At 51.9% G+C, this 12,482-nt stretch carries 12 protein-coding genes and 1 pseudogene; 3 read left to right on the forward strand and 10 right to left on the reverse strand.

The features are described 5' to 3' along the window. Positions 1-5: 5 nt before the first annotated feature. From ACR0L9_RS17205 to rfbF, 5 genes are read right to left on the reverse strand one after another with little or no spacing between them, the layout of a single operon-like run. A complete protein-coding gene (locus ACR0L9_RS17205; protein WP_480896249.1) occupies positions 6-1,118 on the reverse strand; it encodes a DegT/DnrJ/EryC1/StrS family aminotransferase in 1,113 nt (370 codons plus the stop codon). Then, complete coding sequence (locus ACR0L9_RS17210; protein ID WP_480896252.1) at positions 1,115-2,338, reverse strand: methyltransferase domain-containing protein; 1,224 nt, start codon at positions 2,336-2,338, stop codon at positions 1,115-1,117. Before ACR0L9_RS17210 ends, ACR0L9_RS17205 begins: the two co-directional genes overlap by 4 nt. Further along, positions 2,335-2,883, reverse strand: a complete 549-nt coding sequence (gene rfbC / locus ACR0L9_RS17215; protein WP_480571815.1) for a dTDP-4-dehydrorhamnose 3,5-epimerase — start codon at positions 2,881-2,883, stop codon at positions 2,335-2,337. Before rfbC ends, ACR0L9_RS17210 begins: the two co-directional genes overlap by 4 nt. After that, positions 2,883-3,947 (reverse strand): CDP-glucose 4,6-dehydratase, encoded by a 1,065-nt coding sequence (rfbG, locus tag ACR0L9_RS17220; protein WP_480896255.1) that lies wholly within the window; start codon positions 3,945-3,947, stop codon positions 2,883-2,885. Before rfbG ends, rfbC begins: the two co-directional genes overlap by 1 nt. Beyond that, positions 3,929-4,696 carry a glucose-1-phosphate cytidylyltransferase gene (gene rfbF / locus ACR0L9_RS17225; protein ID WP_170408162.1) on the reverse strand — a complete coding sequence of 256 codons (768 nt, stop codon included), beginning with the start codon at positions 4,694-4,696 and terminating at the stop codon, positions 3,929-3,931. Before rfbF ends, rfbG begins: the two co-directional genes overlap by 19 nt. Positions 4,697-5,311: 615 nt before the next feature. Between rfbF and ACR0L9_RS17230 the strand changes: the two genes are divergently transcribed. Further along, positions 5,312-6,523 carry a TIGR00180 family glycosyltransferase gene (locus ACR0L9_RS17230; protein ID WP_480571822.1) on the forward strand — a complete coding sequence of 404 codons (1,212 nt, stop codon included), beginning with the start codon at positions 5,312-5,314 and terminating at the stop codon, positions 6,521-6,523. Between the two features lie 262 nt (positions 6,524-6,785). Here ACR0L9_RS17230 and ACR0L9_RS17235 read toward each other — a convergent pair. The 5 genes and pseudogenes from ACR0L9_RS17235 to ACR0L9_RS17255 form a co-directional block, all read right to left on the reverse strand. Beyond that, positions 6,786-6,944: pseudogene (locus ACR0L9_RS17235) on the reverse strand (transaldolase family protein); the annotation flags it as partial. A gap of 92 nt (positions 6,945-7,036) precedes the next feature. Then, the gene (locus tag ACR0L9_RS17240) at positions 7,037-7,708 is read right to left on the reverse strand and encodes a nucleoside/nucleotide kinase family protein (RefSeq protein WP_480896257.1); all 672 of its coding nucleotides are present in this window, start codon (positions 7,706-7,708) and stop codon (positions 7,037-7,039) included. After that, the gene (locus ACR0L9_RS17245; RefSeq protein ID WP_170392954.1) at positions 7,705-8,487 is read right to left on the reverse strand and encodes an ATP-binding cassette domain-containing protein; all 783 of its coding nucleotides are present in this window, start codon (positions 8,485-8,487) and stop codon (positions 7,705-7,707) included. Before ACR0L9_RS17245 ends, ACR0L9_RS17240 begins: the two co-directional genes overlap by 4 nt. Beyond that, positions 8,487-9,557 carry an ABC transporter permease gene (locus tag ACR0L9_RS17250; RefSeq protein WP_170392953.1) on the reverse strand — a complete coding sequence of 357 codons (1,071 nt, stop codon included), beginning with the start codon at positions 9,555-9,557 and terminating at the stop codon, positions 8,487-8,489. The genes ACR0L9_RS17245 and ACR0L9_RS17250 overlap by 1 nt, the downstream gene beginning before the upstream one ends. Positions 9,558-9,674: 117 nt before the next feature. Further along, positions 9,675-10,694: a sugar ABC transporter substrate-binding protein gene (locus tag ACR0L9_RS17255; RefSeq protein WP_170392952.1), complete on the reverse strand. Its 1,020-nt coding sequence runs from the start codon at positions 10,692-10,694 to the stop codon at positions 9,675-9,677. Between the two features lie 186 nt (positions 10,695-10,880). Here ACR0L9_RS17255 and ACR0L9_RS17260 point away from each other — a divergent pair, with 186 nt between their 5' ends. Beyond that, positions 10,881-12,080 carry an ROK family transcriptional regulator gene (locus ACR0L9_RS17260; RefSeq protein WP_480896311.1) on the forward strand — a complete coding sequence of 400 codons (1,200 nt, stop codon included), beginning with the start codon at positions 10,881-10,883 and terminating at the stop codon, positions 12,078-12,080. A 47-nt stretch (positions 12,081-12,127) separates the two neighbouring features. Beyond that, on the forward strand, positions 12,128-12,397 hold the full coding sequence (locus tag ACR0L9_RS17265) for an HlyU family transcriptional regulator (RefSeq protein WP_170402606.1): 270 nt from the start codon (positions 12,128-12,130) through the stop codon (positions 12,395-12,397). Positions 12,398-12,482 lie beyond the last annotated feature (85 nt).

Below are 12,482 nucleotides of genomic sequence, written 5' to 3' on the forward strand. Positions count from 1 at the left end.
TAATTCTACCTTTGTCCCGCAAATACAGCGACTACGCCTGCGATTTGATCCAGATCTCTATCTGTCATATCGTGATAGCTCGGCAAATTTATCGCACGGCAAGGGATATCCCATGCATGAATATTCTCAGAACAATCTTCGAACATTTCAAGCGAACTCAGGGGCCAGAAAAACACCCGAGCATCAATGTTGGCTTCAGCAAACGCGGCCTGCAATATCTCGCGAGTGACCCCAGTTTCTTTTGTAAAAACGACAGTCGGCATCCATGCGCCATTTATGCCATCGGATGGTTCTGGATTTAGTGAAATGCCTGTTTCATTTATTAACCTTGCCTTGTAGCCCGCCAGAATTTCCTTCTTTCGCGCCGTAAGCTCTTCGATGCGCTGAAGCTGGGCACAACCGATCGCTGCCTGAATATTGGACATCTTATACTTGAAGCCAATCATATCGGCCCAGAACTGGCGGCTTTGCCCTCGCACGCGCCCATGATTAGACAGCGTCAGAACCTTTTCGAACAGCTTTGTGTCATTGGTTGCGAATAACCCGCCCTCGCCGGTTGTCAGGGTCTTGGTGCCATGGAATGAGAACGTGGAAAACAAACCCATCGAACCAGCTTTTTTTCCCAACCACTCCGATCCGATCGCCTCTGCTGCATCTTCGATCACTGGAATTCCATAACGCTCACCAAGCGCCAACAAGGCCGTCATGTCTGCCAGATTACCATAAAGATGCGTCGCGATAATGGCTCTAGTACGAGGGGTAATTGCCGCATCAGCCCGTTCAGGATCGATGCACCATGTGACCGGGTCAATATCAACGAAGACCGGGCTTGCACCCAGATGCTTCACTGGAGCCACTGTGGCAATCCAATTGGTGTCGGCCAGAATTACTTCGTCGCCAGGTCCAATACCTAGCGCAGCAAGGCCCATATGCATCGCACCCGTACAGCTAGAGGTGGCGATGGTGTGATTCACACCAAGATATTTCCCAAACTCGTTTTCGAACCGATCAATGTACTCATAGCATTGGGCACCCCATCCATGCCGCGCTGCATCTGCAGCGTATTCGACCTCAAGTTCAGTAATTGATGGCTTTGTATATGGTATCCGATTGGTCATCTGATGCATAACTCAGGCACAAATGTCACGAAGGCTGAACCTGCATCAGCCAAATCCGCCAACTGAGTGGTAATTTCACCCGCGATATTCCATGGCAGTATTAAGATGTAGTCAGGCCGGCTGTCGTTCAGCTCTTGGGGCGGGCGGATGGGAATATGGCTACCCGGCAGGAACTTGCCTTGCTTGGATGGAGCCGCGTCCGATACGAATTGAATCAGGTCTCTGCCGACGCCTGCAAAGTTAAGCAACGTATTGCCTTTTGCGGCCGCCCCATACGCGCTGACGGTCTTGCCGCTACGCTTGGCCTCCAGTAGGAAAGAAAGCGCCATGTCCTTTACCGTTTCTACGCGAGATTGGAAGGCAATATATGGTTCATGGGTCTCTAGACCCGCGGCTTGTTCCCTAGCCAAAACGCTTGCAACCGAGTCGGTTAGAAGATGTGACGCATCATGCAAACATCCGTATACTCGCAGGCTGCCACCGTGGGTTGATAGTTCTTCGACATCGAAGATACGCAATCCCGCCATTTCAAAAATCCGCCGCGCCGCGCCTAACGAAAGATACGAGAAGTGCTCATGATACACAGTATCAAATTGACATTCATCTAGAAGCCGGAGCAAATGAGGGAATTCCAGAGTAACAACACCCTCTGAATTCAACACTGTTGCCAACCCCAGAGCAAAGTCATTGATGTCGGGCACATGTGCAAATACATTGTTGCCGCACACAAGATCAGCCTTGTGGCCTTGGGCTACCAATTGCTGCGCCAGCGTTTCACCGAAGAAGGCCCGCATTACTGGAATGCCAATGCGTTCCGCAACTTCTGCCGTGGCATCAGTAGGCTCGATACCCAGGCAAGGTATTCCTGCCTGCACGAAATTCTTCAGTAAGTAACCATCGTTGGAGGCTACTTCGATCACATAGGAGTCAGCACCCAGATTTAGCCTTTGGGTGATTGTGCTTGCATACTCAGCGGCATGCGAAACCCAAGACTGTGAAGTCGATGAAAAATATGCGTAATCCGCGCGAAAAATCTCATCTGCTCTGGCGTAATCTTCTGTTTGGACCAGCCAACACTGTTCACACACACGTAACCGCAAAGGAAAGGTGACTTCAGGTGCATGCAGATCGGCCTGCGTAAGATAGGCATTGGAAGGTGGTGCAAACCCGAGGTCAAGAAAGGCAGGGCCGAGCGGATGATAGCAGTGACGGCATTTCATGACTCTAGCGGCTCCAGTTCGGCAAGTAGTGGCAGAGCACGATCTTTAGGTGAGATCACAGTTTTTGACAACGGCCAGCCGATACCAATCTCAGGATCGTCGAAATGGACTCCACCGCTGTACTCAGGACTGAAGGGAATCGAGTGCAAGTACACCATCTCGACATCATCTGTCATGGTCTGGAAACCATGGGCAAATCCCTCCGGAATGTACAACGCAACGCGGTTGTCTGCGCTGAGCTCCTGAGCGATCCAATGTCCAAAGGTCTCTGATCCGGATCTCAAATCAACGGCAACATCAAAAATCGCGCCCTGCACGACGCGCACAACCTTTGCCTCTGCCGCCGGGGCTCGTTGAAAGTGAAGCCCCCTGATTGTGCCCATATGCCGAGTATAAGAAGTGTTAATCTGTGCGATTTCCGAGAATAAGTGTCGCGACTGAAATTCTTCGCTACAAAAAGAACGCGCAAAAAAACCGCGATCATCCTCAATACGATTTAAGTCGATACGCAGCACATCACTGATCATCATCGGTTCGAATTTCATCACTCGGCCTTTTCGAACTCTTCAATATCAGCATCTACTAGGGTTTTTGCATCGACGCCTGAGCTGAATTGCCGATACCAATCGACTGTGCGGGTTACTGCCTGGTCAAAGTTCCAGCGAGGCGCCCACCCCAGCAGGGAATTCGCCTTGTCTATTGACAGTGTCAAGCGGCCAGCCTCGTGTGGTGCATTTGTTTCGCTTTGATATCTGACCTCACCCGGCCAAGCGTTCAAGCTGGTGGATACCAAATCTTGAACGGGACGTTGATCGGAAACCACAGGACCGAAATTAAAGGCAGTTTCCAAATCACCACGACCATCAAGCAAACCATCAGCCAGTTCCATGTATCCCTTCAAAGGTTCCAGAACATGCTGCCAAGGTCTTATCGCGTGCCGGTTGCGCACGACCAAAGCTTGACCATCTCCAAACGCGCGGGCCAAATCGGGCAAGATGCGGTCTTCGGCCCAATCCCCGCCACCAATTACGTTACCCGCTCTGGCCGTCGCAACTCGAACTGGCGAACCCGAAAAAAACGATGATCGGTAGCTTGCAATAGCAATTTCCGCTGCTGCTTTACTGGCGCTATAAGCATCATGACCACCAAGCTGGTCATCCTCGAAGTAGGGCGCATTCTGTTCAAGATTCTTATAAACTTTGTCGGTAGTGACGATCACGACCGCAGTGGGCTTGTTTCTCTCTCGCAAGGCATCAAGAACGTTCACCGTCCCCATCACATTAACATCCATCGTGCCTTGCGGCTCGCGATAGGATCGGCGGACAAGTGATTGGGCTGCGAGGTGAAACACAATGTCGGGATCAGCATCGGCAACACGTGCGTTGACATTCGCCGAATTGCGGATATCGCAAATCGAGTGATCCAAACGCTCGGCCAACTCGAGCTCATCAAAAAGACAGGGTGAATTTTCGGGCGCCAATGAAAGACCAAAGACTTTGGCACCGCGCGATAGCAGCCAATGCGACAACCAGGCGCCTTTGAATCCTGTGTGTCCCGTGAGCAGGACACGGCGTCCCTTCCAGTCGGTCGTCACCTCCAGACTCTCCACGGCGGCTTCCCACTAGCCCAAAGATCTTCCAGAAAGTTCTTGTCTCTCAGCGTATCCATAGCCGACCAGAAACCATTATGTTTATAGACTGCCAGTTGTTTGTCAGCCGCCAGCGCCTCCATTGGTTCACGCTCCCAAAGCGTGTCATCACCGTCAATACGGTCCAGAACGGACGGCTCACATACGAAGAAACCACCAGATACCCATTGTCCGTCACCTTTCGGTTTCTCTAAGAAACTTTTGACCCGCGCACCTTCGACCTGAATTGAGCCGAAGCGTCCGGCCGGTTGAACAGCGGTCACGGTTGCCTCCACACCTTCTGCCTCGTGGAATGCTATAAGTTCGCTGATATCAATGTCGCTAACCCCATCTCCGTAAGTAAGCAGGAACCGATCGTCCAGATGCTCGCGCACACGCACGATTCTTCCACCCGTTTGTGTCATCTCTCCCGTATCAACAAGTGTGACACGCCAAGGTTCCGCATGGCGTTGATGTACCTCCATTCGATTTTCCTGAATATCGATCGTGATGTCTGACATATGCAGAAAATAATTTGCGAAATACTCTTTGATTATGAATCCCTTGTAGCCGCAACATATTACGAAGTCGGTTATCCCATAAGCTCCGTAAATCTTCATTATGTGCCACAGTAGTGGACGGCCACCGATCTCAATCATCGGTTTAGGCTTCAAGTGAGATTCCTCACTAATCCGGGTACCGAGTCCACCGGCAAGCAAAACAGCTTTCATCTAGTTCCTAAGACCTTCTGTAATTTTGCTATGACGCGCTGACTTGCGCAAAGATATACCACCTAGCCGCCCTATGCTTCCCTAAAACCGCATAGCTTTATACCCAGTATTCATCCAGTAGCGGCGCACTGTTCGATCGCCTAAGCCTAACCCCACAATCACATCTTTTTACTACAAGCGAGACGAGTCCAAACAAAGGAAGCTTGCACGCTCCAACCGCTCGCCAACAGTAAATTCGGGAACTCTAAACCAGTTTCCAACTACAAATGCAACTGAGCCGGGATGTTGGCTTAAGTCATGATATGTACCGTGAAGCCGCTGCTTCAATCCATTAAAAAGCGTTACAATCATACTTGCCTGTAACATTGAGACGACCCTTTGCCGCAGTTTCTATTCCGGCAGTGCAAATCCCAATTAAGGAAGGTGCTGCATAACGATGGCGATCCAATCGCGCGGCCTGCACAATACAGTTGGTAGTGTCGCGAACCAGCACAATGAAGTAGTTTCTGTCAGCTGTAATTTTGCGAATAGAAGGAAGGTTGCAGTCGTCTAGGTTTGCTGCAAGAACCGAAGCAGTCAAACTAGGTTTAGTATCAAGCTTGGACGCATAAAACGATGGTATGTTTTGAAGATCTAACTCTTGTCATCCCAACTTTTGAGCGACAACAGCTAGTGCTGTTAGCAATGTCATATTGGAATGAGTTAGGTGTCGAGCTGCATGTGATCGACGGATCGGCGAAGCCAATTCCCACTGAAGCACTACCGCAGAGTCAAAAAATACATTACTATCATATGCCTGCACCTCTGTTCGACCGATTGAGTTTCGCAACAGAAATAGTCCAGACGCCATTCTGCAGTCTGATCTCAGATGACGAATTTTTCTTACCAACCGGCCTGAGAGCATGTTTGACAGAACTTTCGAACGACCCAGAACTGGTCGCATGCATTGGAAGGGCACTTGCCTTTGATGCAACATCCGATCGGGTTGAAGGAATTCCTGCCTACCCTGAAATGGCCGGGCGCCGAATTGACCAAAAGACTGCTGCCGAGAGGGTGAGAGCACACTTGGGAGACTATCGGCCTTCCACAATTTATGCAGTGACAAGGACAGATATTTGGAAAAAGGCATTACGTGCATCGGTAGCAAAGTCTTTCCCCGTATTTGCCCTTCCTGAACTCAGATTCGAGGCCGCAATCGCGTACCAAGGTCCAAGCCGAGTGATACCGGTACTGAGTTGGCTTCGAAACGTAGGCGAACCGCCTAAACGCGGACAAGATGAAACCTTAGATGTGCGCAACACATTCCATGAATGGTGGAATGACGAAAACAAATTTGATCAGCGCTGCGAGTTTCTAAGCTTAATGGCCGAGCATCTTCGAACAGATGCCGCGTCAGATGAAGAGCGTCAAATTGTACATGATCTAGAACAAGCGTTCACACATTATGACAATACCATCCAGGAACGAAAGACAGCTTGGCAAACACGAAACTCGGCTGCTCGATCTGATCGGGTAGTAAAAAAGAAACAAAACTTATTGCAAAGGTTTCAAAAACTAATTTTTGGAGCCGGTGACAAAACCCCGCAATCCACTCATTCCACGAAAGGACGGCAAAAACCCGCAATGGAGAAAGGCTCATCAAGTCAAAAGTCAAAAGCTCCAAGAAGAAAAGACATCTTTCTCGCCGTTGAGGATTTGCGCGAGGAAGGTGTGCTTGTTAACTTGAGTGAGATCAAAAAAGTAGTGCAACTTTTAGGATTTACGGCAGACCGATCCACCTTTTCAACGTGTGATGATGAAAGTCAAAAACACACGCGGCCAGACTAACTGTTCAATCCCAACCTCTGGTTATGATCTTCCCGCTTGGAAGTGCTTCTCCGCTATATTTAGGAGATTGGTGGAACCACATGGCCACTGACCCAGCGCCTTTGAACCGGGCAGTATGGATGCAGAAACCGTACCCGTTTCATTCTCATGGCTAGATTGGCGATTCCTTTAGGCGCCTGTTTAGGATAATTAAATAGAGTGGTGGCGCAAATGCCCCTAAAATTGGACAATTATACCATTATGCTTTAAATCTGCACTCTTATGGTTCATCCGTCAGAGTGCAAATTTCTGCGATGAGTTCTTTAAGATCGAGACCGGATCTCGCAATCAGACTTGGATCGGTGGTGACGCCGTCAAGAAGTCCCAAGTCTATCAGGTCTTTGATTTCGCTTACTTCTGCAGTATCCGCAAAAAACTTCATGAGTTTTCCTCATGTGTGTGAACTTAATTTGGTTGCACGTGAATTCGCCCAGAGGAGCTGCATCGACGGATGGCGGGGTCCAGGGCGTAAATTCAGAACGCGTGGCGCGTCCCGAATTCGGTGTAGTTCTGGTTTAATCTTAGGTCGGCATTTCGACTAGTGCTGATGACGAGTTTTGCATTTGGCAGATCGTTCGCTTTCGCGCGTTTCAATGCCGTGATCGGGTCAAAGCCATGGTTGATCCAGCGGTTTTGCAGCCTGTTTTCAAGCTCTTCCAAAGTTGGGCTGATAAAAACCGTTGCGGCATAGACATCCGTCAGGTTTCTCCACGGGTCGCTGTCCATCAGAAGATAGTTACCCTCAACGACGACGACCGGAGTTGCCGGGTGAACCGCAATGGCGTTGGCAATAGCGAGGTCCATTGTGCGGTCGAATTTGGGATGAAAGGACTCGTGGCGCGTAAATTGAAGCTCTCTGATTGCAGCGCAAAACCCGACCCCGTCGAAAGTCTCTGGCGCGCCTTTTCTCGCCAGCAATCCACGCGTTTCCAGCACGCAGTTGTCCAAATGGTAACCATCCGTTGGTACAAGTGTGGCTGACGGAACCGCCGAGCTCTGTTGTGTGTTCAGCGATTGCACAACGGCTTCCGCTAAGGTCGACTTTCCGGATGCGGGGGGGCCGGCGATTGCGATAATCGTCCGGACTCCAACTTGCCGCCGGGAGGAGATCAGGTCGCAAACGCGCTGTACGTCCTGCTCGATCACGCTGCGTCCTCTTTTGGGGGTTCCTTGGCACCGGTCATGAAGGCGACTGCATCGGACATCGTGTAATCCTTGGGATCAATTGTGCAGAGCCTTTTGCCCAACCGATGCACATGAATGCGGTCGGCAACCTCAAAAACATGAGGCATGTTGTGGCTGATCAGGATGATCGGAATGCCACGCGCACGCACGTCCTGGATCAGTTCAAGCACCTTGCGGCTTTCCTTGACGCCCAAAGCAGCCGTCGGTTCGTCCATGATGATAAACTTGGTTGCAAAGGCAGCGGCACGAGCAACGGCAACACCTTGGCGTTGGCCACCAGAGAGAGTCTCAACCGCCTGATTGATCGACTGTACAGTCATCAGCCCAAGCTCGGTCAGTTTTTCTCGGGCAAACTTCTCCATCGCTGGACGGTCAAGCTTACGCATGTATTTGCCCATGAACCCCTGCTTGCGGATTTCGCGCCCCATGAACATGTTGTCCGCAATCGAAAGGGCAGGAGACATGGCGAGCTGCTGATAGACAATCTCAATCCCCATATTCCGCGCATCGATCGGAGAGGAGAAGTTAACCTTTTTGCCCTCGATCAGAATCTCGCCTTCATCCGGGATTGTGGCGCCGCAGATCGCCTTCACGATGGATGATTTGCCCGCGCCGTTATCTCCGATCACTGCCAGGATTTCCCCCTGGCGCAGTTCAAAGTCGGAATGGTCGATGGCGGTAACGTGGCCATAACGCTTTACGATCCCGCGGCCTTGGACGACTGGAGTTGAGTCTGACATTAGCCCGATACCTTTCTAATCCACTGGTCGACGGCAACCGCAGCGATAATGAGAAGTCCGATAAGTAAGAAGGTCCATTGTGCGTCTGCGCCCAGAAGCCTAAGCCCCAAAGTGAACACGCCAACAATCAGCGCGCCAAACAGCGATCCCAGGATGGATCCCCGCCCGCCAAACAAAGAGATGCCCCCGATCACAACCGCGGTGATGCTTTCGATATTGGCTAATTGACCGGATGTAGGTGAAACCGACCCGATGCGCCCGATCAAGGCCCAGCCCGCAAAGGCACAGATCAAACCGGATAACATATAAACTGACATCAGCGTTCTGTGCACGTTCACACCGGATAGTTCAGCCGCCTCAGGGTCATCCCCCACTGCATAGACATGTCGGCCCCAGGCCGTGTGTTTGAGCGCGTAAGCCAGAACGAAAATCAGAACGAGCATGAATATCACGCCGACCGTAAAGGTCGCGCCACCGATGCTGAATTTGGTACCAAAGAATTGCAGGAACGGGGCGTTGGCTTCGATATCCTGGCTGCGAATTGTTTCGTTTGCGGAATACAGGAAGTTTGTCGCCAGAACGATCTGCCACATGCCAAGCGTGACAATAAATGGCGGCAGCTTTACGCGACTGACCAGCCAGCCATTAAGAGCCCCGATCAGCGTTCCCATTGCCAGCCCGCACATCACAGCAATGGGCACGGGGATACCGTAGCGGAAGGTGAACTGACCCATGATGACGGATGAAAACACCATGATCGCACCGACGCTCAAGTCGATGCCGGCGGTCAGAATGACAAGGCTTTGCGCTGCGGCCACGATGCCCACGATCTGAACTTGCTGCAAGATCAGCGTCATCGCAAAGGGGGAGAAGAACTTGGACCCCAGCAGCAGACCGAAAATTACGATGGCGCCGACCAGAACGATCAACGGCACAAAGGAAGGGTTGACATGGAGAAGATGCTGCAACTTCCCCAGAACACCACGACGGTGATCTTCAAATTCCGCTACGGTTTCTGACGCGTTGGCGGCGGTTTCGAATTCCTGGGCGTTTTGGTTTGCTTCAGACATCTCTCCCCCTTTTCGTGGCTGGCATCGCGTCCACGAAATCAGTTTACAGGAAGTTTAGGTTTGCTGGTTAAAGGATTGATGAGGCGCTACGGCGCGCCTCACCTTGTAGGGCTGGCTTTAGCCCCAGCAGAGATCCAGGCCTTCTGCGACAGACAGCGACTCGACCCCATCAACCGGCTGGTCGGTGATGAGTGCCACACCCGTGTCATAGAAGTCTTTGCCGGGTGTGTTTTCGGGCTTCACGCCCTCTTCGGCCCATTTTTTCACGGCCTCAACCCCAAGCGAGGCCATCAACAGCGGGTATTGTTGGCTTGTCGCCCCGATCACACCGGCTTCGACGTTTTGGACGCCGGGGCACCCCCCGTCAACCGAAACGATCAGTACGTCGTTTTCACGCCCGATGGATTTCAGCGCCTCATAGGCGCCCGCAGCAGCCGGTTCGTTGATCGTGTGAACAACGTTGATGGATGAATCCTTAGCCAGAAGATTTTCCATCGCGCGGCGCCCGCCTTCTTCATTACCGTCGGTCACGTCACTGCCAACCAGCCGCGCATCGGTTTCGTCACCGATGACATTTGGGTCCGCCAAGTCCACGCCGAACCCGTCGAGGAAACCCTGATTGCGCAGAACGTCCACTGTCGGCTGACTGACGTTCAGATCCAGCGTCGCGATCTTGGCATCGGCTGCGGCGTCGCCCATTTTGGCCTTAGCCCATTGACCGATCAGCAGACCGGCCTTGTAGTTGTCCGTCGCGAATGTCGCGTCCGCCGAGTCAATCGGGCTCAGCGGCGTATCCAGCGCAATGACCAGAACGCCTGCATCTCGCGCCTGTTTAACCGCAGGAACGATTGAGCTGGTGTCGGATGCTGTCAGCAGAATGCCTTTTGCGCCATCGAGAATGCAGGTTTCAATGGCCTGAACCTGAGTTTCATGGTCGCCATCAACCTTGCCGGCAAACGCCTTGAGCGTCATGCCCAGCTCTTCTGCCTTGGCGGTTGCGCCTTCCTTCATCTTAACGAAAAAGGGGTTGGTGTCGGTCTTGGTAATCAGGCAGACGGTTTCACCAGCCGCTTGCGCGGATGCAGCGGCCAAAGTCAGCGCAGTCGCGGATGCGGCGAGCTTGAGTAGATTTCTCATGTTGTCCTCCCAGAAAATTGTTGTGGCCCCGCGCGGAATAGCGACAAGGCGGGCCTCCATCCTCCAATGAAGGTCCCGTTCAAGAAACCGTGATTCTAGCCTCTGTGTCAATAAATAAATAAAGTTTATTTATTAATTTGCCCACGTATCTTTTCATAAGAAAACAAGGTGTTTATGTTTAAGGTTATGGAAAGAGAGGCGTTGAAATTACTAACCGGCGGCGTAAGCCAAAGCGGTGTTCGTGATCATAACGAACGCCTCATTCTGACGGTTTTACAACGGCATGGACCTGCTGCCGGGGCGGACGTCGCGCGGCTGACGGGCCTGTCACCCCAGACCGTGTCGATCATTCTGCGTAAGCTCGAAAAGGACGAGATTCTCAAACGTGGGACGCCGTTGAAGGGCAAAGTTGGGAAACCTTCGATCCCCATGGAGCTCAATCCCGAAGGCATTCTGTCGGTGGGAATGAAGATCGGTCGCCGCAGCGCCGATCTTCTTTTGATCGACTTCACCGGTAAGCCACGCCAACAGCTCTCGACGACTTATGACTACCCGCTACCCGAAGCAGTGTTCGGGTTTCTGGAGGTAGGATTGGAAGAGCTTCTGGCCAATGAACCCCAGAAACTTCGGGACCGTGTATGCGGGATTGGAATCGGAACACCGTTCGAGCTGTGGAAGTGGCACGACCTTTCTGGGCTTGCGGCTCAGAAATTCAGGTCCTGGAGAAACGTGAACTTCTTTTCCGAGGTGGCCAAGTTCAGCGAACTGCCGGTCTTTGTGGTCAATGATGCTACTGCCGCGTGTCACGCGGAGCACCTCTATGGCCGCGGGGCTGAGTATCGAGACTATTTTTATTTCTTCATAGGCTCAATGATTGGCGGAGGCGTTGCATTGAATGGCACCGTATTTGAGGGCAACCAAGGCAATGCCGGTGCCTTGGGTGCCATGCGAACGACGGGTCCTTTGGGTGAAAGCCAGCAACTGATTGACACTGCATCGCTGTTCCTGCTCGAGGACAGGTTGATAGAAGCGGGTGTTGATCCGGGAATTTTGTGGAAAAAGCCGCAGGACTGGAGCAGCATTTCTCGCTATGTCGAACCATGGATCGGTACCACCGCGCAGGAACTGGCCAAAGCTGCGCTGTCTATTTGCGCAGTCATCGACTTTGAGGCAATTTTTATCGACGGCGCATTCCCATCTGAAATACGGGAGGAGTTGGTCTCACGGGTTCGTCGTTACCTAGTCAACCAAGATAAACGCGGTTTGATTCCTCCGGTTGTAGAAGCTGCGGCTGTTGGAGAAAACGCCCGCGGGATTGGGGCGGCAAGCAGCCCGATTTTCCGCCAGTTTCTATTGAACACTAATGCTGGGCTCTCTGGGATGTAGTCGAAATTCATAGGGGTCAAATTTCCTAAGTAGAAAGGAACCGCATAATGTCAATCTTCTCAAAACTCTTTGGTGGCGGTGAAAAGTCGGAGCTGCAACCGGTCTCGTACAAAGGGTTCGACATCTTCCCCGTTTTGATTGCCGAGGGCGGAAAGTATCGCCTGTCGGCCCGTATCGAAAAAATCATCAACGGAGATCGTAAGACCTATGCGCTGATCCGGGCGGATGTCTTCGAAAGCCGGGATCAGGCCGAGAGCTTTAGCATCACCAAGGCGAAACAGGTGATTGACGAGCAAGGCGAGTGTATTTTCGGTTAAGGGAACTGTTGGCTATCATCCCTTTCCACGAGCGCTACGGCGTCAACGTCAAATCTCTCGGCCTTGCCCTCCATAATGCTGCGAG

The sequence above is a fragment of the Ruegeria sp. I3 genome, from assembly GCF_056532525.1.